This window comes from Hamadaea sp. (assembly GCF_013362815.1).
GTDB lineage: Bacteria > Actinomycetota > Actinomycetes > Mycobacteriales > Micromonosporaceae > Hamadaea.
Window position 1 is genome coordinate 26,843 of record NZ_JABFVK010000048.1, and the last position, 20,857, is coordinate 47,699.

The following is a 20,857-nucleotide window of genomic DNA, read 5'->3' on the forward strand; positions in this document are numbered from 1 at the left end:
ACGTCCTACAGCTTAGCTGCCATGTGGAGGTTGCACAAGTGCTCTCCGAAGTCTGCCGGCTCATCGCCCCCGCCCGACTCGCCACGTACTCAAATGCCACGGACGGTGACGTTGTCAAGGCACTAAGTCTCTATCGCTGGAATCAGGACATTGCCGGAGGCTTTCTGCGGCCGCTCTGCAATCTTGAAGTGGCGTTGCGGAATAGCCTCGTTGATCAGATAGAAGAACTCACTGCGCCGTTACCGTGGTGGGAACACAGTGCACTTCGCAACGAACCCAAGTTCGATCGGCGCATCCGAGACGCGGTCAGCCAGTTGCGCTTCCTCCGCCGATCGCTGACCCGGGATAATCTTGTCCCCGAACTGTCCTTCGGTTTCTGGGTGGGCTTGCTGAGCTCGAACTTCGACCGGACACTCTGGCGAGCCGGCCTCCACCTGGCCTTTCCGCATTTTCCCGGCCCCCGTCGAGAGCTGCGGGCCACCTTTCAGATCGTCCTGAACTTGAGGAATCGGATCGGGCACCACGAACCCATCTACCATCGCCACCTCGCCGCCGATCACGTCACCATCCACAAGCTGCTGGGCTACTTGTCGCCGGAGATGCGCGGATGGAGCCTGACGCAGGATCCGCTGCCCGTACTGATCGGCGGAAACCCGGTGCCACGCCAGCGGATTGCCGCCCCGTAGCGACAAATCACACATATCGTCACCAGGGTGCGTCGATACACCGCGATCCTGCTGACCTGTGTGCTCGCTCTGCCCGCAGCCTGTGCGAAGAGCGACGGCACTCAGAACACCGTGGTCCCGCTGGCGAGCGCCAGCGCGAGCCCAAGCGCCACCAAAGGCAAACTCAACGTGTACGCCGACGCCGCAGCGAATCTCCTGCGCGCGGACGTCAAGGCGGACAAGGCTCTCGTCTACGTACCGAACACGCAGAGCGACGACGTCTACGTCATCGACCCGGCGACCTACAAAGTGGTCGATCACTTCTACGGTGGCGCCGAACCACAGCACGTCGTGCCGTCCTACGACCTGCGTACGCTCTATGTCACGTCGAGCCGGGTGCCGGGCGGGTCGGTGCTGCCGATCGATCCCCGGACCGGCAAGCCGGGCAAGATCATCCCGGTGCAGGACGTCTACAACCTCTACTTCACCCCGGACGGGAAGTACGCCTGGGTGGTGGCCGAGGCGTACCAGCGCATCGACTTCTACGACCCGAAGTCGTGGAAGCTGGTGAAGTCGGCGAACTTCCCCCAGTGCGAGGGGATCAACCACATGGACTTCACCGTCGACGGGAAGCTGGCCCTGGCGAGCTGCGAGTTCGCCAACCGGATGGTCGTCATCGACGTCGCTTCGGGCAAGCTGGTCCGGGATCTGCCGCTCGACGTGGTGCCGGACGGGATGCCGCAGGACACCCGGCTGCTGCCGGACGGGTCCGCCTTCCTCACCGCCGACATGCATGCGAACGGGGTCTACGTGTTCGACGCGCAGGCGAATCGGCGTACGGGGTTCATCCCGACCGGCCGGGGCGCGCACGGCATCTACTTCAGCCGCGACGGCAAGCGGGCCTTCGTGTCCAACCGCGACGAGGGCAGCGTCTCAGTGCTCGACGTCGCGACGCGTAAGCCGATCACCAAGTGGCAGATCCCCAATGGCGGCAGCCCGGACATGGGTGCGGTGTCGGCCGACGGCAAGACGTTGTGGCTGGCCGGGCGCTACCACGGCGAGGTGTACGCCATCGACACCGCGAACGGGCACCTGCGGGCTCGCATCCCTGTCGGCTCCGGCCCACACGGGTTGCTGGTGTGGCCGCAGCCGGGGCAGTACTCCCTCGGGCATACGAGCAACATCCGCTGAGCTGCGCGATCCTGGCGCAGGGCTTACGACGCAGGATCCGGGATAACGCGGCCTCGCACGCCGTTCGAGACCGCGTTATCCCGCATATCGCGAAGCCCCCGCGCGAAAGCACGAAGCGAAGCCCGTGCGAAAGCGCGAGAGCCCCAGCGCGGAAGCGAAGCAAGACAAGCGTCAGACCTGCCCAGCGTGCAGCGGAAGACTGACGCCGTACAACCGAGGAGGATCGACGCCGGGAGGAAGCGCCTCCAGGTGGAAGCGAGTCACAAGGTTGGGCAGCACCGAGCGCAAAGCGGCGACGGTGTTCCGTCGATCACCGCCACCGTCGTGCATGAGCACGATCGAGCCGGGCCCGGTTTGCCCGATGACGGTCATCGCGATGCTGCGCGACGGCGGTTTGGCCCAGTCTCGCGGGTCGACCTGCCAGTGCAGCGGGCTCATGCCGAGGCGGATGGCCGCGGCGACGACCGCCGGGGTCCACGCGCCACCGGGCTGACGGAAGTACGAGATCCTGGCACCCGGAACCGCGCGGTGGATCGCGTCGTTGGTCCGCCGCAGGTCCGCGGTGATCGCGGCTTCGCTGCGCAGCCCGAGGCCGATGTCGTGCTGCCAGCTGTGATTGCACAGCGTGTGGCCTTCGGCCACGATCTCCTGGACCAACTGCGGGAACTGGGCCGCCATCAGGCCGATCACACAGAAGGTCGCCTTGATGTGGTACGCCCGAAGCAGTGTCAGGACTTGGGGCGTCCATTGGGGGTCGGGCCCGTCGTCGAAGGTCAACGCGATGTCCGGATAGCCGGTGGTGACCCGGCTGCCGAAGGGACCCCGGGCTTCCCGAGGCAGTGGTGGCCGGTTCGGCCCGGTGATCGGTACGCGTCGAGGCGCAGGCAGGGCGGCCCGGGCGGGCCCCTGAGCGACCCCGGCTTCGGTGCCCTCCTTGGCCAGGCGCTCGGCCGACGCCGGGTCAGAGCCGGCCGCAGGGTCAGAGGAGCCGGCCGCGACGTGCGGTTTGCTCGCCGTCATCCGGCCGAGGATGTGCCCGCTGCCCAGCAGGGCGACGACCACCCCTGCGAGGCCGACCCACTTGATCCAGCCTTTAGCGCCGTTAGCACTCACTCACTAGTTATATCGGCTAACTATCCGCAAATGGTGCAGATCCCGACAGTAGCGCAGAAACGACCTCACCGATGACGGTGATGACCGGAGTACGCAGATCACCGGCGGCCTCCGCGATCGACGTCAGCGGGGCGCGTACGACGATCTGCTGGGACGTCGTCCCCTCCTGGATCGCCGCTGCCGGAGTCTGCGGATCACGGCCCTCCCGGATCAGGGTGGCCGCGATCTCGGCCAGGTGCCGCAGCCCCATCAGAACGACGATCGTGCCCCGGGATCGGCCCAGCGCGGTCCAGTCGACCAGCGACTGCGCCGACGAGGGTGCCACATGGCCCGAGACCACCGTGAACTCGTGGGTGATCCCGCGGTGGGTCACCGGGATGCCCGCGACGGCGGGGACGGAGATCGCGCTGCTGACGCCGGGCACCACGACGACCGGTACGCCCGCCTCAGCGCACGCCAGCGCCTCTTCCCCACCCCGCCCGAAGACGAAGGGGTCGCCGCCCTTGAGGCGTACGACGAACTTCCCGGCGAGCGCCCGCTCGACGAGCAGATCGTTGATGTGCTCCTGAGCAGCCGCCGCGCCGTAGGGCAGCTTGGCGACGTCGACCACTTCGACCTCGGGGCGCAGCTCGTCGAGCAGTACGCCGGGCGCGAGCCGATCGGCGACCACCACGTCGGCCGCGTTGAGCAGTCGCCGTCCCTTGACCGTGATCAGCTCGGCGTCGCCCGGTCCGCCGCCGACCAGCGCCACCGTTCCGGGCAGCCGATCGGTGTCCGTAGTGGACGCCAGGAGGGTCGCGATCCGGTCCCGCACGCTCATCGACAGCCGGGGTGAGCCGCCGCCGAGCACCGCCACCGTGACCTGCCCGTGCCGGGTCACAGCCGGAGTCCACGCGGTGGCCGCGTGCCGGTCGTCGGCGCGTACGCAGAACACCCGGAGCTCTTCGGCGACCGCGCTCACCTCGGCCGCGGCCGCCGGATCGTCGACGGCGACGTGCACCAGCCACGCACCGTCCAAATCGGACGGCTCGAACAGTCGAGCGCGCCATTCGAAGCGACCGGCCAGCCCCTGCAACGCGGGCGTGAGGACGGGGGCGACGACGAGCACGTCAGCGCCCGCCTCCAACAGCGCCGGGATGCGGCGCGTGGCGATGGCTCCCCCGCCGACGACCACCACGCGGCGGCCTTCCAGGCGGAGGCCGAGGGGATACAACGTGCTCATTTCTCGCTGACTCCGGCGGAATCGAAGGTGGCCACCTCGTGCAGTACGCGTACCGCCGAGGCGACGATGGGCAGCGCGAGCAGGGCGCCGGTGCCCTCGCCTAGCCGTAGACCGAGATCGAGCAGCGGCTCGAGATCGAGGTGGGCCAGGGCGACCGCCGCGCCGGGTTCCACCGAGAGATGCCCGGCGATCAGGGCGCTCGCGGCGTCCGGCGCGAGTTCGACCGCAGCGACCGCCGCCGAGCAGGCGATGACCCCGTCCAGAATCACCGGTACGCGTCGCGCCGCCCCGCCGAGGACGAGCCCGGCCAGCGCAGCGTGCTCAAGTCCGCCGACGGCGGCCAGTACGCCGACCGGATCGGCCGGATCGGGCCGGTGCAGCTCCAGCGCCTGCCGGATGACTGCGATCTTCCGGCTGTGCGTGTCGCTGTCGATTCCCGTGCCGAGGCCGGTGACCCGGCCGGGATCGGCCCCGGTGAACGCCGCGATCAGCGCCGCCGCCGGAGTCGTGTTCGCGATCCCCATGTCCCCGGTGACGAGCACCCGGGTGCCGGCGTCGACCAGCTGGTGGGCGACGGTGATGCCGACTTCGAGCGCCTGCTCGGCCTCCTCGCGGGTGAGCGCGGGTTCGACGGTGAAGTCCCGGGTCCCCGGGCGTACCTTGGCCGCGATGAGCTTGGCCTCATCCGGAAGCGGAGCGGCGACACCGACATCGACGACGGTGACGTGCGCGCCGGTCTGCCGGGCGAACGCGTTGACCACCGCGCCACCGGCCACGAAGTTGGCGACCATCTGTGCGGTGACCTCTTGTGGCCAGGGAGTGACGCCTTGCGCGTGTACGCCGTGGTCCCCCGCGAAGATGGCGACCGTCGCCGGGTCCAGCAGCGGCGGCGGGCATTCCCCGGCCAGGCCGCTGAGCCGGATCGACAGCTCCTCCAGGGTGCCCAGCGAGCCGGCCGGTTTGGTCAGCCGGCCGTGGCGGGCCCGCGCGGCGTCCATCGCGGCGGCGTCGAGCGGCCGAATCGCCTCGACCGTACGCCGTAGCAACTCGCTCATGTCAGCACCCCTCTCAGAACCGCGCGCAGCTGGTCGACGAACGCGTCGGTGGTGGCCTTGTCGCGTACGGCGACGCGCACCCAGTCCGGGCCCAGCCCGGGGAAAGTATCGCCCCGCCGGACCGCCCAGCCCAGCAGGCGCAGCTGTTCGCGTACGCGTGCGGCTCCGGTCAGCCGGACGAGCACGAACGAACTGCTCGGTTCGCCGGCCACCTGCACGCCGGGCAGCGTACGCAGGGAGCTCACCAGATGGGCGCGCTCTTCCACCAGGTGGACGGCGATCTCGTCGGCCGCCCGGCGCGCCTGGTCGCTCGAACAGGCGATCGCCGCGGCCAGCGCCGGCGTGCTCACCGGCCACAGCGGAGCGACCGCGCGCAGCCGGGCCAGCAGGTCCGGCCGGCCGAGCAGGTAACCGATCCGGAGCCCGGCCAGCCCCCACGTCTTCGTCAAACTGCGCAACACCAGCAGTCCGGGCAGGTCCCGCCGGTGGGCCAGACTCTCCGGCTCGCCCGGCACGGTGTCCGCGAACGCCTCGTCGACCAGCACCACCCGGCCCGGCCGCACGAGCTGCTCCAACGTCCGCGCGGGATGCAGCACCGAGGTGGGATTCGTCGGATTGCCCACGACCACCAGGTCCGCGTCCGCCGGCACGTCCGCCGGGTCCAGCACGAACGGCGGTCGCAGCACGAGCCGTCGCACCTCGTGGCCCGCGGCGCGCAGCGCCGCTTCCGGCTCGGTGAACTGCGGATGCACAACCAGCGGTGTGCGTACCCCTAGGCCTTGAGCGATCAAAGTGAAAGCCTGCGCGGCGCCCGCGGTCAGCAGCACCTCATCGCTCGCGCGGTTGTGCCTGGTCGCGACGGCCTTACGGGCCGCGCGATCATCTGGATACGCCGAGAGCTGTGCCAGGGATTCCGTGAGTGGCGTCGCGAGCCAGCCGGGCATGGGCGCGAGCCGGACGTTGACCGCGAGGTCGACGAGGCCGCCGGCGTCCCCGGCCACCTCGGCGTCGCCGTGATGATGAAGGTCCGGTTCGGGCGTGTTCTCGGGGTGGGGCACGTCGTTAGGAGATCACAGAGGGTTGTCGCGTAGCCGACGGAGGGCCGCATTTCCTCGCGCCGTTTGTCGCTTTCAATCACCTCATAGCTAGACATGTCCTACCTTGGACTGGTGATAAAGCGCACCCTCTCCGCGACCGGCCGTCTGACACCGATTCTGCGAGCCGGGCTCATCTCCGGCGTCATCGTGGCCGCGGTGACGTATCCTCTGGCCGCCGTCGGCGGGCTGGGGGTGAAGTCCGGATTCGACTGGTACCAGGCGCTCCCCGCGGAGCTGACGGTGCAGCCGCCGGCACAGACCACCTACGTGTACGCCAACGACGGCAAGACGTTGCTCACCACGTTCTACGAGGAGCATCGCAAGTACACGCCGATCAGCGAGATGTCGGAGAACATCCAGCACGCCATCGTGGCGAGCGAGGACGCCCGCTTCTACGAGCACAACGGCGTGGACGTCAAGGGCATCGCGCGAGCCTTCGTGGCCAACCACAACTCCGGCCAGGTGACTCAGGGCGCCTCGACGCTGACCATGCAGTACGTCCGGGCGACCCTGCGCGACGGCGCGCAGACCCCGGCCGAGGTGCAGCAGGCGACCGAGCAGACCAGCGGCCGAAAGATCCGGGAGATCCGGCTCGCGATCGCGCTCGAGAAGCAGATGTCCAAGCAGGAGATCCTGGAGCGCTACCTGAACGTGGCGTACTTCGGGCACCGGGCGTACGGCATCTTCGCGGCGTCGCAGATCTTCTTCTCGAAGACGCCCAAGGACCTGACCGCGACCGAAGCGGCGACGCTGGCCGGACTGGTGCAGGCGCCGTCGCTCTACGACCCGGCCGCCTCCGACCAGCGGGCCGCGACCGAGCGGCGCAACTACGTGCTCCAGCGCATGTCCGACCTCGGATATCTGTCCGCCGACGAGTCGGCCAAGGCCGCCGCCCAGCCGATCAAGCTGAAGATCACCAACCCGCCGAACGACTGCATCTCGATCCCGGCGAAGCTGAACAGCATGGGGTACTTCTGCGACTTCTTCAAGTCGTGGTGGATGTCCCAGCCCGCGTTCGGCAACAACCCGGCCGAGCGGGAGGCGAAGCTCCGCCGGGGCGGCTACCGAGTGGTGACCTCGATCGATCCACGCGTTCAGGCTGCCGCGCAGAAGAACGTCGTCGCCAACGTGAGCAAGAGCAACCCGTACGCCCACGGCGTCGTGCTGGTGCAACCGCGTACCGGCATGGTCAAGGCGATGGGCTTGAACCGCACCTACTCGCTGGACCAGAGCCACAACGGGACGAACACCGACTACCACAAGGCGGGCAAGATCCCGGGCACCTACCCGAACACGGTGAACCCGCTCAACGGCGGTGGCTTCAACGGGGCGGGTTACCAGGCTGGATCGACGTTCAAGATGTTCACCCTGCTGGCGGCGCTTCAAGCCGGCTTCAAGATGAACCAGTCGTACTACTCGCCGCAGCGCCTGGTCTCCAAGTACTGGGCCGGCTGGGGTGAACGCGGCTCCTGCGCGGGCGGCCGGTGGTGCCCGACGAACGCCAGCGGTTCGATGACCGGTACGCAGAACATGTGGACCGGCTTCGGAAAGTCGGTGAACACGTACTTCGTGCAGCTGGAGCAGGCAGTCGGCTCCGACGCGGTGGTACGCATGGCGCAGAGCCTGGGACTGTCCTGGCACAACGACGTCGACAAGATGATGGCGACCTACCCGCGGAGCAAGACGTGGGGCGCGTTCACCCTGGGCGTCGCCGACACCACGCCGCTGGAGATGGCCACGGCGTACGCCGCCGTCGCCGGGGACGGCCTCTACTGCGAGGCGCTGCCGGTGCAGTCGATCAGCAACCCGGACGGCACCCCGACGACCTGGACGAACGAGCAGGGTCAGACGGTCGAGGTCGCCGCACCGCGCTGCAAGCAGGTCGTACGCCCAGAGGTCGCGCACGCGGCCACCGACGCGGCCCGCTGCGTCACCGGATACGGCGCTTCGAGGGGCGGCTGCGGCAGCTGGAACACCACCGGCGGCAGTGTCTACAACATGCTCGGCCGGCCGATCGCCGGTAAGACCGGTACCACCGACGACACCCGCGCGGCCTGGTTCGTGGGCTTCACCCCGGAGTACGCCGCCGCGAGTTTCATGGCCGACCCGGACAACCCGTTCCACGCCGTCGGCGACTGGAACTACAACGTTCCGCTCCAAGCGGTGGCCTGGACCCTGCGGGACGCCCTGAAGGGTCAGCCGATCCGGTACTTCACTCCGCCGCCGGCGTCGATCCTGGGCAAGGGGTCCTACGTGGCCGCGCCTCAGGACGCCGCGCCGTCGAAGAAGAAGAACCGCCGCCGCTAGCTTTTGCCCTGCAGATCACGGTTATGCATGCTTCCCACTGCGCTTTTAGCCTGCGTAACCGTGATCTGCAGCTGACGAGGTCGCGCTACTTGAGGTCGGCGGCGACGAGCGACCAGACCTCGAGGTCGACCCGGCCGCTGTGCACGAACCCGGCGTTGCGCATGAGGCCTTCGTAGGTGAAGCCGGCCTTCTCGGCGACGCGACGGGAGGCGAGGTTGCCGGGGGCCACCCGCAGCTCCACCCGCTGGAAGCCGTGTTCGAGCAGCAGCGCCAGGCTGAGCGCGTCGACCGCCTCGGGGGCGAAGCCGAATCCGCGCATGTCGGAGGCCACAGCATAGGAGACCTCGGTCACCCGGGCCGCCCAGTCGGTGCGCTTGGTCCACAGCGAGCCGATCAACGCGCCGTCCTCGCGCCGGACGATCCCGTAATGGTCGCCCGCGCCGCTGTCACGGCGTTCGGTAGCCAGCTCCGTACACCACGCCCGCCCCTCGATCTGCCCGAACTCCTTCGGGAACGGCAGCCACCGCTGGACGAGCTTGTCGGCGAAGATCTCGCCGACCGGCTTGGCGTCGTCAGCCTCCAGCGGACGTACGTCCAGCCGGGGGGTGGCCACGGTCAGGGTGGGGAAGCGCCGCACCGCAACTTCCGACATGCTGACTCCGATCGCTCGGCGAGCCCGGGTTGCCCAGGGCCAAGGGGCACCTTACCCAATGTTCTGTCCAGATGCCGGTCGTGGAGCTGGATGCCCGCTGACAAGATGCTCCCAATCGGTGACCGTGCTCACGTATGTAGGCTCGGCTGGTGCGTACTGTGCTGACCGCCCGCTGGCTGGGACTCTTCGTCGCGGCGCTGGCCCTGGCCGCGATCATGGTGTTCCTCGGCCGCTGGCAGCTCGACCGCTATGAGCTGCGGACGACGATGAACGATCGGATCGCCGCCGGCGAGTCGGGCGAAGCCGTTCCGGTGGCCTCGGTCCTCCCCCGCCCCGAGGGCGGTGCCGGGACGGTCGGCGCGCGTACGCCGGACGACGCGGCGTGGCAGCGCGTTTCGGTCACCGGCGTCTACGACAGCACCCGTGAACTGCTGGTACGCAACCGGACCGGGCAAGGGCAGGCCGGGTTCGAGGTGATCACGCCGCTGGTGCAGGCGGACGGGACGGCGGTCCTGATCGACCGCGGCTGGATCCCGGCCAGCCCCAAGGGCCCGACCGTCGCGCCGGCTGTCCCCGCCGCGCCCACCGGCACGGTGACGGTCATCGGCCGAGTGCACCCGTCGGAGAGCGGCGGCACCGACACGCTGACGGTCGACGGGCGTACCGAGATCCGCCGCATCGTGACCGGTCCCATCGCGCGCTACCTCAACCAGTACGCCGTCTACGACGCGTACCTGCTGGCGGTGGACGGCACGCCCGGCGTCACGGCGGCCCCAGTGGCGGTGCCGACGCAGAACGCCTGGCAGAACGCGGCGTACGTGGTCCAGTGGTGGCTGTTCGCCGGGCTCACCCTCGTCGGCTTCGTCTACCTGCTCCGCAAGGAGATCAAGCAACCCTCGTCGGCGCAGCCCGACCGGGTGGAGGGTTCCCAAGAGGCAGCGCCCGTCCCCTAACCTGATGGCCATGACCGTCTCGGACCCGGATCCCACCCCGGTCGACCCCTTCATGACGACGCACGCCCTGCCACCGGCGCTTCCCGCCGCGGAGCCTTATCCCGGGTACGCACCCGACGAGCCGCCGCCAGCGGCACCACCGCCGCCCGTGGCACCGCCGCCGGTCAGCCCGGCGCCGCAGCTCCCGGCGCTTGCGGTCACTCCGGGACCGCCGCCACCGGTCGTGGCCCGGGTCGGGGAGATCTCCGTCAGCTCGACCACCGTTTACACCCCAACGGGTGAAATGCCACTGCGCGGTTCGCAGTGGATCGTGACGGACCAGTGGCAGGCGCACTCGAAGATCCCGGTCTGGGCCATCGTCTTGTGCATCGTGACGTTCTTCTGCATCCCGATCTTCAACTTCCTGTTCCTGCTGGCGAAGGAGACCTACTACACCGGCATGGTGGTGGTCAGCGTGACCAGCGCGGGACGGCACTACGTGGCGCGGATTCCCGTGAACAGTCAGGTTCAGGTGGCCAACCTGCAGAGCCAGGTGAACTACATCCGGTCCCTGGCGGCGCTGTAAGGCACCAGCTCCGCGTTGGAGGGCGCTGAACGCGCGCCGGATCAGGGTTCCGGGTCGAATCTTGGAGGTTGATTCGACCGAGAACCCTGATCCAGCGCCAAACGCCAGCGCCAAACGCCAGCGCCGAAAAACGGCTCAGAGCGCAGCGACGTTGCGCAGCAGCAGCGCCTCGGCCAGGCATACCTTGGCGAACTCGCCCAGATGCAGGCTCTCGTTCGGCCCGTGTGCCTTGGCGTACGGGTCCTCGACCCCGGTGACCAGCACGGACGCTCCCGGGAAGGCCTCGGTGAAGGTGGCGATGAACGGGATCGAGCCGCCGACGCCGATGTCTACCGGCTCGGTGCCGTCCCAGGCCTCCCGGAAGGCGGACCGGGCCGCCTCGTACGCGGGGCCGGTCGCGTCGATGACGATCGGGTCGCCGTCGTGCTCGAAGGTGACCTCGACCTGAGCACCCCAAGCGACGTGCTTTTCCAGGTGCGCCTTCAGGATGTCGTACGCCCGCCGCCGGTCGTCGCCAGGCGCGAGCCGGAGACTGATCTTCGCCTTGGCCGTGGGGACGATCGCGTTGGGCGCCTCGCCCGTCCGGGGCGCGTCGACGCCGAGGATCGAGATGGCAGGCTTGGTCCAGAGCCGCTCGACGATGCGGCCGGTGCCGACGAGCTCGACTCCGTCCAGCAGGCCGGTCTCCTCGCGGAACCGGTCCTCGGGGTAGTCCAGCGGCGACGCGGCCGTCGAGACCAGCCCTTCGACGGCGACGTCACCATCGTCGTTGTGAAGCGTGGTCAGCAGGCGCGACAGCGTCATGAGCGCGTCGGGCACCGCGCCACCGGCCATGCCGGAGTGCACGGCCTGCTTCAGCACCTTGACCTCGACGAACAGGTTCACGATGCCGCGCAGTGAGGTGGTCAGCGCGGGGACGCCGATGTCCCAGTTGCCGGAGTCGGCGATCACGATGACGTCGCTGCGCAGCGTCTCCTTGTACGCCTCCAGCAGCTCCGGCAGGGAGGCGGAGCCGAACTCCTCCTCACCCTCGACGAAGACGACGACGCCCACCGGCAGCCGGTCGTCGGCGGTGCCGGAGCCGAACGCCCGCAGCGCCGCCACGTGCGCCATGACGCCGGCCTTGTCGTCGGCGCAGCCCCGGCCGTAGAGGCGTCCGTCACGCTCGACCGGCTCGAACGGGTCGCTCTCCCAGAGCGCCCGGTCGCCGACCGGCTGGACGTCGTGATGGGCGTACAGCAGGACGGTGGGCGCACCGGGCGGGGCCGGCTTGACGCCGATCACGGCCGGGTGCCCGTCGCCGATCCGGGCGATCTGGGTCTCCAGGCCGCAGCCGCGCAGCAGCTCCGCGACCGCCTCGGCGGAGCGCTCGAGCGGAGTGAAGTCGAAACCGTCGAAGGCGATGCCCGGGATGCGGGCCAGCCGCTCCAGGTCCGCGCGAACGCCGGGGAGCTCGCGCTCCACCGCCGCGCGCAGCTCCTCGACGCTGAGGGTGGGTGTGGTCATGGTCTTGATCCTAACGACACGTCAGATCGTGATCAGGACATCCACCAGGTCAGGCGTCCGGTCCGCGGCGAAGTGCCCCTGCTCGCGAGCCTTCCAGACGCGCAGGAAAGGCATCGCGGACTCCGGGTCCCGGGCTCGCAACCGCTCCCAAGCCAAATCATCTGGTACGCCGAGGAAAACCGTCAGATCAGCGAGCTGACGCATGGCGGCGCGCCCGGTCGAGACGCCTTCGACGAGGACGACGTCGACCTGATGGACGACGGTGATCTCGTCGACGAACCGCTCGTCGATCCAGTCGTACCGGTGATAGCGGCCCGGCTCGCCCCGGCCGAGCGGCTCCAGCACGTCCCGTTCGAGCCTCTCCCAGAAGGTGAACTGGTCGTCCCACCCGTCGAGCACGTCGTCGGTATGCACGACGTCCACCGACGCGCCTCGTTCGAGCAACGCCGTACCGAGTTCGCCGGCGAAGGTGGTCTTGCCCGCGCCGCTCTGCCCGTCGATCGCCACGATCCGCGTACGCCCGGATCGCGGCTCCTTGGCCAGAACCTCGTCGGCGACCTCGGCCGCCGTCTCCCGGCGGAGGCGGCGTACCTCGCTCACTGGACGGCTCCGGGGGCCAGCAGTGGCAGATCGGCGGGCGGACCATGCTCGATCAGCCGCCACAGCGCCTCGGTGTCGAGGTGCTCCTCGACCAGGTCGCCGAGACGGTCCACAGTGGCCTGCCGAACCGCGGCGAACTCCGTGTCCGGCGCGGGTTCGAAGCCGTCGCGCCCGGCCAGACCGGCCGCCAGCCGTAGGAACCGGCGGCGGAACTCGTCCGACTCGAACGCGCCGTGCCAATGCGTACCGAAAACCGAGCCACTGCTGACTCCGTCGTCCCCGACGAACGGCGTGAGCTCCCGCCCGATCCGGCTGATCCGGCCGTGGTGGATCTCGTAGCCGCGTACCCCGGCGTCGAGCGCCGTGCCGACCGGCCGCCCCAAAACCTTGTCCGGGGCGAACTCCACGTCCACGTCGAGCAGGCCGAGCCCGGCGACCTCGCCCGCCCGGCTCTCGACGTCGTCCCGAATCGACCGGGCGAGCATCTGATAACCACCGCAGATACCGAGCACCGGGCGGCCCGCCGCGGCATGGGCCGTCACCGCGTCGGCGAGCCCGGACTCGCGCAGCCAAGCGAGATCGGCGATGGTGGATTTCGACCCGGGCAGGACCACGAGGTCGGCGGCGGCGATCTCGGCCGGTTCGGCGGTGAACCGCACCGCGACTCCCGGCTCGACGGCGAGCGCTTCGGCGTCGGTGGCGTTGGAAACCCGAGGCAGCCGCACGACCGCTACCCGTAGCCATTGCTCCCAGCGCGGCGCTGCCGGCCGCCCCAGCACCCGCCCGTACGCGAGCGAGTCCTCAGCGTCCAACCAGAGGTCCAGGTCGAACGGCAGCGTGCCGAGCACCGGCCGCCCGGTGAGCTGCTCCAGCCTCGTCAACCCGGGAGCGAGTAGATCGAGCGAGCCCCGGAACTTGTTCACGATGAACCCGCAGAGCAATGCCTGATCGGCCGCGTCCAGCAGGGCGAGCGTGCCGAAGAACGAGGCGAAGACGCCGCCGCGGTCGATGTCGCCGACGACCACCACCGGTAGCCCGGCTTGCCGGGCCAAACCCATGTTCACGAAATCGGCGTCCCGGAGATTGATCTCGGCCGGGCTGCCCGCGCCTTCGCAGACCACCACGTCGTACTCCGCCCGCAGGTCGGCCAGAGTGGCGAAGGCGACCTCGGCCAGCCGGGGCTTGAGGGAACGGAAGTTCGCGGCGGTGATGTGGTCGACGGCGTCCCCGAGGAGGACGACTTGACTGGACAGGTCGCTGCCCGGCTTGAGCAGCACCGGATTGAACCGGACATCGGGTTCGAGTCCGCACGCGGCGGCCTGCAACGCCTGCGCCCGGCCGATCTCGCCCCCGGTGCCGTCGGCCCGGATGGCGATCGCCGAGTTGTTCGACATGTTCTGCGCCTTGAAGGGTGCGACCTTCACGCCCCGGCGGGCCAGCCATCGGCAGATCCCGGCGGTGACGACGCTTTTGCCCGCGTCCGACGTCGTACCGGCGACGAGCAGGCCACCGCTCATCGGGATCTCCGGGCGAGCCGGGTCGCGACCGCCACCCCGAGCGCGGCCAAGCCCACTACCCCGCTCAGCTTCGCCGCCCGTCGCGCGTCCGCCGCAACCGGCTTGCCACCGTCGCCGAGCGACGGGCGTACCTCGGTCCGTCCGAAGTAGACGTTCTCGCCGCCGAGCGTCACGTCGAGGGCTCCCGCGAAAGCCGCCTCGCACTGCCCGGAGTTGGGCGACGGGTGCTTCCCGCCGTCTCGCCGCCACACTTGCCACGTACCCCGAGTCCCGCCGCCGACGACGGGAGCGGCCAGCGCCGTCAGCATCGCGGTCAACCTCGACGGAATCAGGTTCGCTGCGTCATCCAGTTTCGCGGACGCGGTTCCGAAGTCTGCGTACCGCTGAGATTTGTGACCCACCATGGCATCGAGCGTGTTGACGGCGCGATAGCCGACGAGCCCGGGAAGACCCGCGACCGCGCCCCACACGAGCGGGGCGACCACCGCGTCGGACGTGTTCTCGGCCACCGACTCGACGGTGGCCCGAGCCAGATCGCTCTCGTCCAGCGCAGCCGGATCGCGGCCGCAGAGATGCGTGATGCGCTCGCGCGCGACCTCGGTGTCACCGGCTTCCAGCGAGTCCGCCATCGCAGCGGCCTCACGCCGCAGCGAACGCCCGCCGAGCACCGCCCAGGTCGTGGCGGTGACCAGCGCGAACCGGGCGAACGGCCGGTAACGGGTGAGCCGGTTCGCCGCGATCGCCGCCAGCACGGGCGCACCCACCGCGACCGCCGTGAAGATCGCGCCGTCGGCCCGGCTGGGCGCGTAGAGCAACCGTTCCACGGTCCCCGCCGCCTTGCCGTACCCGGCGACCGGATGGAACCGGCGCGGATCGCCCAGCAGGGCGTCCAACGCATACCCGGCCGCCATCCCCGCGGCGTCCACCTCGCGCACCCGAACCTCCTGACCACGGCGTGCCAACCGTGATCAGCCTATAAGCGCCCTGATGGTGAACCACGGGGTAGGCCGGGGCGCCGAGACGGCATCCCGCCTGACGTCGTCGTAGAGCATCCCCATCGTCGTCTCCGGCGCCACCATCAGCGTCAGTGGCCGCTTCCGCCGCCAGCGTCGCGTCGGCCGCAGCGTCCGGAAGACGAAACCGGACGGCCGGCGCAGCGCGATCAGCACCGGCGGCATCGTCGTCGTGAACAGGCGGTACAGCGCGGCCTCGGCCGGTTCCTCGCGGACCGTCACGATCACGTCGCCGCCTGACCAGCCCGCCTTGCGGAGGAACCGGCGGAGATCTTCATCACCGAGCCGCCGCCCGAATTCGCAGGCCGCATCACGTACGGCCGCCGCTATCGCCATCTCCTGCCGGGTCACACGTCACCTCCGCCAAGATCAAGTCAACGGGTTGCGCTACGGGCGGCGCGTGCCCCTCTGACGCGCCGCCCGTAGGTGAAGGCCGGCTTCACCGAAGCGTCCTCTCGCCGCGCTCCGCCACCCGCGGCGCTCCGGCGAAGCCGGCCGTCCCGTCCGTCGGCGTCGGGGAGCCCCGACGGACGGGAGTCCTGCCCGATCGGGCTCGGTCAGACGCCGGCCAGCGCCGAGCCGCGGTCGTGGACGTGGTCGTCCGCCTCGTCGTCGTCGAGGTCGTCGGAGTCGTCGTCATCGCCGTCGTCCGTGGCCGTCGCCGTCACGAAGTCGGTCGCGTCGAATGGCGGGACCGGGTCGTCATAGCCGAAGCCGTACGGGCCGAAGCCGGGTTCGTCCACCGCGTTCAGCGGATCGTCCGCTGCCAGCCCGACTCGCTGCTCCGGAGCCGGTTCGGTCGGCTCGCCGCCGAGGCGTACCGGCTCGGTCGGATCGGGCTCGACCTCGCTGGCGGACACGGGCTTGTTCCGCGCGAACCGCGCCCGGCCCCGCGCGAGGTTGTGCCCGACTGCCAGCGCCTCCATCTCGTAGAGGGTCCGCTTGGTGCCTTCGGCGTCCACCCAGTCCCGGGTGTAGATCTGGCCGTATACGACGACGGGGTCGCCGACCATCAAGCTGCTGGCCACGCCGCTGGCAAGCTCGCGCCAGCAGGTGACCCGGACGCGGAGGCCGTTGCCGTCGACCCATTGGCCGGTCGAGCGCTCCAACCGCCGGGTGCTGGCGGCGACCTTGAAGCTCGTGACCAACCGGCCCGAGTTCGAGGTACGCCGCCACTCCGGAGCGGTGAGCAGGTTTCCTACTATCGTGATATTCGTTTCGAACATGCTGGATATCGTGTGGCCTGACAGCGTCCGACGAACAAGTCACGATCATCGATATTGTGGATAGCGCTCGCGTGTGGATAACTCGCCCGGACCAACTCGCGGGTAACTTAATAACCGTGGAGACCGACATCCTGGGTGCGCCGTATGAGCGGCACATCATCGACCTGCCGTCCGACGACGAAGGCCCGGTCGTCGCGACGCTGGTCCGGCGGCGTGCCAAGCAACCGACCAAGCGCGCTGTCCTTTATCTGCACGGGTTCTGCGACTACTTCTTCCAGACCCACCTCGCCGATTTCTTCACCGATCGCGGGTGGGACTTCTACGCCCTCGACCTGCGCAAGTACGGCCGGTCGCTGCTCGGCCACCAGACGCCCAACTTCGTGCGCAGCCTCACCGAGTACTTCCCCGAGATCGACGAGGCGATCCGGATCATCCGCACCGAGGACGACCACGACACCGTCCTGATGAACGGCCATTCCACCGGCGGCCTGATCGGCTCGCTCTGGGCCGACTCGCGCCGGAAGGCGAAATACGTCGACGGCCTGTTCCTCAACAGCCCGTTCCTCGACTTCAACGCGCCCTGGCTGATCCGCCGCCCGCTCGCCCCGATCATCTCCGGCCTGGCCTCCCTCGGGCACTACCGGAAGATCAACATGAACGTCTCGGGCACCTACGGCCGCAGCATCCACGCCGAGCACAACGGCGAATGGAGCTACGACCTGATGTGGAAGCCCATCGAGAGCTTCCCGGTCCGGCTCGGCTGGCTGCGCGCGATCCGGGAAGGGCATCTACGCGTACGCCGAGGGCTGGCGGTCGACGTGCCCATCCTCGTGACCGCATCGGACGCCTCGTTCAAGCAGCCGACCTGGGACGAGGTCGCGCACGACATGGACGCCGTCCTCGACGTGGAACACATCGTCCGCTGGGCGCCCCGGCTCGGCGACAAGGTCACGGTGGTACGCATCCCGGGCGGCAAGCACGACCTCACACTCTCCCGGCCACCCGCCCGCGAGCGGCTGTTCGCCGAGGTCGACCGCTGGATGACGGAGAACTTCAGTGCGGATGAGGCGGATAGTGCCGCCAAACCTCCCACCCGCGCCGCCACACCAGCAGATCCCGGCTGAGCAGACCCTGCCCGCCGGCGAAATGCATCCGGTCGACCGCCCGGCGTACCTTCTCGACCCCGGGCGGCGAACCGGATCCGGTCACCATGACCACATCCCGCGCGGGTACGCCGATCACGAGTTCGCCCGGCACCTGGGGAGCGAGCCGTTCCCAGAACTCGTCCAGCAGCACGGCCGACGCCTCCCAACCGCCGAACGACAACATCAGCACCGGCGGTCGGCCGTCGACCTGAACCTCGGCCGCCCATTTGGACAGCAATTCGAAGGCGTACCGGCGAAGATCGTGCGGATGCAGCCGAATCCGCTGCAGCTCCCGCCACGTCACCAAACCCTGGTACGGCGGTCCCGGCGCGTACCCGACCGCGAGGCTGCCCACGAACTCGTCGAGGACTATGTCCTCCTCGTCCTGCGGATCCAGCTCGTCGAGGGAGACCAGCACCGGGAGAAATGTGGTGCTCATCACGTCCACGAGCGTTAACCTACTCCCGCGTACGCACGCCTCCAATAGGCCATCCAGCGGGTGGGTTTCAACATCGCTTTCGGTACCCTGTGATCAGCGCGCGCCCGTAGCTCAGCGGATAGAGCAGCTGCCTTCTAAGCAGTTGGCCGCAGGTTCGAATCCTGCCGGGCGCACCACTCTGCGGCGCTCTCAAGCGACCGCACCCCATGCCGTCCCTGACGAGAGACCGCGTTCACTGCTTGGTGCCGGTCTTAAGCGGAACGGTCACCGAATCCGTCTCCACCAAGCATTCGCTCCCAAGCAGTGTCTTGATGCTTGGGAACGTCAAGCCGCTCGCCAGGCCGTTAAGCGTCAAGAGCCCCTTCGACGTGACGACGACAGCACGGACGTCGTAGAGAGTCGGTGAACGGCTTCCAACCGACGGAAGATCGTGCCAGCAGTTGGCCATGATGGTCCCTTGTTGGTGGCTGCACTGGCCAACGACTCGCCACTTCTTGTCCCGAACCTGCCGAGCGATCAGTAGCACGTTTACACAATCGCCTTCTTCGATTATCTGGATTGGCTCGTCGCCGCCGATCGGGCCGGGCGGCGTGATGATGGAAGGCCGGCAGTCGGATTCAGGCACCTTCTCGTCACCTTGAGCGTGCTGTTGCATCGCGATCACGACGAGTGACGCGAGCGCAGCTATCACCCGAATCACAGTCGGCACTGCGGACCGACGAACGGTACGGTGACGGTTACGCGTACCGATTTCATGCCCAGTGGCACTCATCATGCCTCGCCTTCGTGGGGGCACACCTCCCCCATGTTTCAACGAAGCAAGACCTCATCTGAGTATGCCAACTTTCCGAATGGCACATCCGGGGCATTGACCGGCCGCATCGGCAAGTGGACGGAGCTAGCAGGCTCTCAGGGGCTGAGGTACTCCGGGTTCTCAGCGAGGAAAACGCCCAACGTGTCGTTCCGAGCCGCTTCGAACATCCGCATCGTGCCGGCGGACAACGCCTCGCCCCCCGCGGGGTCTTCGTTGAAGCTGCCGGCGTTGGTCTTCAGGGTGATGAGGTCGGCCGCGCCGAGCAGCTTGAGGTTGAAGAGGAAGTCGGCCGGGTCGTAGCCGCCGGTATCGAGCTTCAGGGATGCGCCGGCCGCTTGGAGCAGGCCGGAGAGCCGACTCGGGTTGGTGAGTACGCCGATGCCGGTCGCCTTGGCTGCCATGGCCTTGATGAGTTCGCGCTGGTGTTTCTGGCGGTCGTAGTCGCCGTTCGGCAGGCCGTACCGCTGTCGGGAGTAGTCGAGCGCTTCCCAGGCCGCCATGGTGCGACAGCCCTTCTTGTGGATCCAGCTGTTGGGGAGTTGGTGTTCCCCGTCGTAGCTGTAGTACACCGGTTTGCCGTTGTCGTCGATGTAGTGGCTCGACCAGGTGTCCTGTTCGACGCACAGGTCGACGCCACCCAGGGCGGCGATGACGTTCTTGAAGCCGTTGAAGTCGATGACGGCTACGCCGTTGAAGACGATCCCGGTCAGCTGCTCGACGGTCTTCTCGGTGAGCCCCGCGCCGCCGGGCCAGCCCTGACCCTGCTGCGATCCGAAGTAGTACGCGGCGTTGATCTTGTCGTGCCCACCCGCGTACGCGGACGGCGTCCAGCTGGGAATGTCCACTTCGGTGTCTCGGGGGATCGACATCAGGTACGCCTCGTCGTGCGAGGCGGCGACGTGGAGCACCATGATCGTGTCCGCTCGCGAGGTGTTCTCCGCCCAGCCTTCCCGGGTGTCCAGTCCGAGCAGGAGCAGATTGATCGCGCCGGTCATCGGCCGGGCCCGACCGGCGCCGTTCTCGTCGACGTTCGCGGTCTCGATCGAGCCGGTGAGGTCGTTCAGGAAGGATTTGGCCGCCACGATCCCGCCGAACCCCGCGAGGACCAGCAGGACGCCGAGGACGACGATGATCTTCGCGCCAAACCGGCTGCGCACCTTCTCACGATAGGCCCACGAACGGGGTCACGCACACGGTGTTCCGTTGATTGCGCAGCTCAGAGGCTGTCCGGAGCCGCTCAGCTGGATTCCGGCGACGATCTGGGCGCCGGCCGCGAGGGTGCGGTTCCAGCTCTTCGGCGTGAGCGTCACCGTACGCCCGTTCTGCCGGTAGTCGGCCTCCCAGGCGGTGGTGGCGTCCACGCCGTCGGGGAAGGTCAGCACGATCGTCCAGCCGTCGGTCGCCTGAGTCGCGGTCACGACGATCTCCGCGGAGTAGCCGCCGGACCAGCTGTCCTTCACGGCGTACCGGGCGGCGATCCCAGCCCCACGCGTACCGTCAGACGACACAGACGGCGAGCGGGGACGCGAGGATGTCCGTCCGGATGGCGAGGGGGACGACGACAGCATCGGCAGCGTCAGCGACCAGGAAGGCGACGGTGACACCGGCGGCGTGCCACCCGCGATGGCGTCGGGTTCGGGCGAAAGGGGTGCCACGACCGCCAGCACCCCCAGCCCGGCGGCGAGGCCGACGATCACGGCGATCACGGTGTTGCGGAGCCAACCGGGCTGTCTCGGCGTCCACCAGCGAACCGGACCTGGGACATTCACGGGAGGAA

The 20,857-nt window shown here is 68.8% G+C and carries 21 protein-coding genes and 1 tRNA gene; 7 read left to right on the forward strand and 15 right to left on the reverse strand.

Features of this window, described 5'->3' with window-relative positions; genetic code table 11:
• Positions 1-38 precede the first annotated feature (38 nt).
• A complete protein-coding gene (locus HOV77_RS22180; RefSeq protein ID WP_290864581.1) occupies positions 39-686 on the forward strand; it encodes a hypothetical protein in 648 nt (215 codons plus the stop codon).
• A gap of 27 nt (positions 687-713) precedes the next feature.
• Entirely contained in the window at positions 714-1,856 is a 1,143-nt protein-coding gene (locus tag HOV77_RS22185; RefSeq protein ID WP_290864582.1) for a beta-propeller fold lactonase family protein, read from the forward strand.
• Positions 1,857-2,027: 171 nt separating this feature from the next.
• Here the strand turns inward: HOV77_RS22185 and HOV77_RS22190 are convergent, their stop codons facing one another.
• Genes HOV77_RS22190 through cobC form a run of 4 tightly spaced genes read right to left on the reverse strand, consistent with a single transcriptional unit; the run spans position 2,028 to position 6,304 of the window.
• On the reverse strand, positions 2,028-2,969 hold the full coding sequence (locus tag HOV77_RS22190) for a polysaccharide deacetylase family protein (RefSeq protein WP_290864583.1): 942 nt from the start codon (positions 2,967-2,969) through the stop codon (positions 2,028-2,030).
• Between the two features lie 16 nt (positions 2,970-2,985).
• Positions 2,986-4,191 (reverse strand): uroporphyrinogen-III C-methyltransferase, encoded by a 1,206-nt coding sequence (cobA, locus tag HOV77_RS22195; protein WP_290864584.1) that lies wholly within the window; start codon positions 4,189-4,191, stop codon positions 2,986-2,988.
• Positions 4,188-5,237 (reverse strand): nicotinate-nucleotide--dimethylbenzimidazole phosphoribosyltransferase, encoded by a 1,050-nt coding sequence (cobT, locus tag HOV77_RS22200; protein ID WP_290864658.1) that lies wholly within the window; start codon positions 5,235-5,237, stop codon positions 4,188-4,190. Before cobT ends, cobA begins: the two co-directional genes overlap by 4 nt.
• Before the next feature lie 5 nt (positions 5,238-5,242).
• Positions 5,243-6,304: an Rv2231c family pyridoxal phosphate-dependent protein CobC gene (gene cobC, locus HOV77_RS22205; protein ID WP_290864586.1), complete on the reverse strand. Its 1,062-nt coding sequence runs from the start codon at positions 6,302-6,304 to the stop codon at positions 5,243-5,245.
• Between the two features lie 111 nt (positions 6,305-6,415).
• Here cobC and HOV77_RS22210 point away from each other — a divergent pair, with 111 nt between their 5' ends.
• Complete coding sequence (locus HOV77_RS22210; RefSeq protein ID WP_290864588.1) at positions 6,416-8,650, forward strand: transglycosylase domain-containing protein; 2,235 nt, start codon at positions 6,416-6,418, stop codon at positions 8,648-8,650.
• Positions 8,651-8,735: 85 nt separating this feature from the next.
• On the opposite strand, the gene HOV77_RS22215 is transcribed toward HOV77_RS22210, so the two are convergent.
• A complete protein-coding gene (locus HOV77_RS22215) occupies positions 8,736-9,302 on the reverse strand; it encodes a GNAT family protein (protein ID WP_290864590.1) in 567 nt (188 codons plus the stop codon).
• A 149-nt stretch (positions 9,303-9,451) separates the two neighbouring features.
• On the opposite strand from HOV77_RS22215, the gene HOV77_RS22220 reads away from it, so the two are divergent.
• The gene (locus HOV77_RS22220; RefSeq protein ID WP_290864592.1) at positions 9,452-10,255 is read left to right on the forward strand and encodes an SURF1 family protein; all 804 of its coding nucleotides are present in this window, start codon (positions 9,452-9,454) and stop codon (positions 10,253-10,255) included.
• 10 nt (positions 10,256-10,265) lie between these two features.
• Positions 10,266-10,820, forward strand: coding sequence for a hypothetical protein (locus HOV77_RS22225; protein WP_290864594.1), 555 nt, complete (start codon positions 10,266-10,268; stop codon positions 10,818-10,820).
• A 135-nt stretch (positions 10,821-10,955) separates the two neighbouring features.
• On the opposite strand, the gene HOV77_RS22230 is transcribed toward HOV77_RS22225, so the two are convergent.
• The 6 genes from HOV77_RS22230 to HOV77_RS22255 all read right to left on the reverse strand — a co-directional run bounded on the left by HOV77_RS22230 (position 10,956) and on the right by HOV77_RS22255 (position 16,682).
• The gene (locus tag HOV77_RS22230; protein WP_290864596.1) at positions 10,956-12,326 is read right to left on the reverse strand and encodes a dipeptidase; all 1,371 of its coding nucleotides are present in this window, start codon (positions 12,324-12,326) and stop codon (positions 10,956-10,958) included.
• 21 nt (positions 12,327-12,347) lie between these two features.
• A complete protein-coding gene (locus HOV77_RS22235) occupies positions 12,348-12,926 on the reverse strand; it encodes an AAA family ATPase (RefSeq protein ID WP_290864598.1) in 579 nt (192 codons plus the stop codon).
• The gene (locus HOV77_RS22240; protein WP_290864600.1) at positions 12,923-14,443 is read right to left on the reverse strand and encodes a cobyric acid synthase; all 1,521 of its coding nucleotides are present in this window, start codon (positions 14,441-14,443) and stop codon (positions 12,923-12,925) included. Before HOV77_RS22240 ends, HOV77_RS22235 begins: the two co-directional genes overlap by 4 nt.
• Positions 14,440-15,378: a cobalamin biosynthesis protein gene (locus HOV77_RS22245; RefSeq protein ID WP_290864601.1), complete on the reverse strand. Its 939-nt coding sequence runs from the start codon at positions 15,376-15,378 to the stop codon at positions 14,440-14,442. The genes HOV77_RS22240 and HOV77_RS22245 overlap by 4 nt, the downstream gene beginning before the upstream one ends.
• Before the next feature lie 33 nt (positions 15,379-15,411).
• The gene (locus HOV77_RS22250) at positions 15,412-15,807 is read right to left on the reverse strand and encodes a hypothetical protein (protein ID WP_290864603.1); all 396 of its coding nucleotides are present in this window, start codon (positions 15,805-15,807) and stop codon (positions 15,412-15,414) included.
• A 206-nt stretch (positions 15,808-16,013) separates the two neighbouring features.
• Positions 16,014-16,682 (reverse strand): single-stranded DNA-binding protein, encoded by a 669-nt coding sequence (locus tag HOV77_RS22255; RefSeq protein ID WP_290864606.1) that lies wholly within the window; start codon positions 16,680-16,682, stop codon positions 16,014-16,016.
• 116 nt (positions 16,683-16,798) lie between these two features.
• Between HOV77_RS22255 and HOV77_RS22260 the strand changes: the two genes are divergently transcribed.
• A complete protein-coding gene (locus tag HOV77_RS22260) occupies positions 16,799-17,806 on the forward strand; it encodes an alpha/beta hydrolase (RefSeq protein WP_290864608.1) in 1,008 nt (335 codons plus the stop codon).
• On the opposite strand, the gene HOV77_RS22265 is transcribed toward HOV77_RS22260, so the two are convergent.
• Complete coding sequence (locus HOV77_RS22265; RefSeq protein ID WP_290864610.1) at positions 17,736-18,275, reverse strand: hypothetical protein; 540 nt, start codon at positions 18,273-18,275, stop codon at positions 17,736-17,738. The genes HOV77_RS22260 and HOV77_RS22265 overlap by 71 nt on opposite strands.
• Positions 18,276-18,366: 91 nt before the next feature.
• Here HOV77_RS22265 and HOV77_RS22270 point away from each other — a divergent pair.
• Positions 18,367-18,442: transfer RNA gene (locus HOV77_RS22270), tRNA-Arg, on the forward strand.
• Between the two features lie 56 nt (positions 18,443-18,498).
• Here HOV77_RS22270 and HOV77_RS22275 read toward each other — a convergent pair.
• The 3 genes from HOV77_RS22275 to HOV77_RS22285 form a co-directional block, all read right to left on the reverse strand.
• The gene (locus HOV77_RS22275) at positions 18,499-18,975 is read right to left on the reverse strand and encodes a hypothetical protein (RefSeq protein ID WP_290864612.1); all 477 of its coding nucleotides are present in this window, start codon (positions 18,973-18,975) and stop codon (positions 18,499-18,501) included.
• 200 nt (positions 18,976-19,175) lie between these two features.
• Complete coding sequence (locus HOV77_RS22280) at positions 19,176-20,237, reverse strand: LCP family protein (protein ID WP_290864614.1); 1,062 nt, start codon at positions 20,235-20,237, stop codon at positions 19,176-19,178.
• A gap of 27 nt (positions 20,238-20,264) precedes the next feature.
• A complete protein-coding gene (locus tag HOV77_RS22285) occupies positions 20,265-20,849 on the reverse strand; it encodes a cellulose binding domain-containing protein (protein WP_290864616.1) in 585 nt (194 codons plus the stop codon).
• Positions 20,850-20,857: the final 8 nt, after the last annotated feature.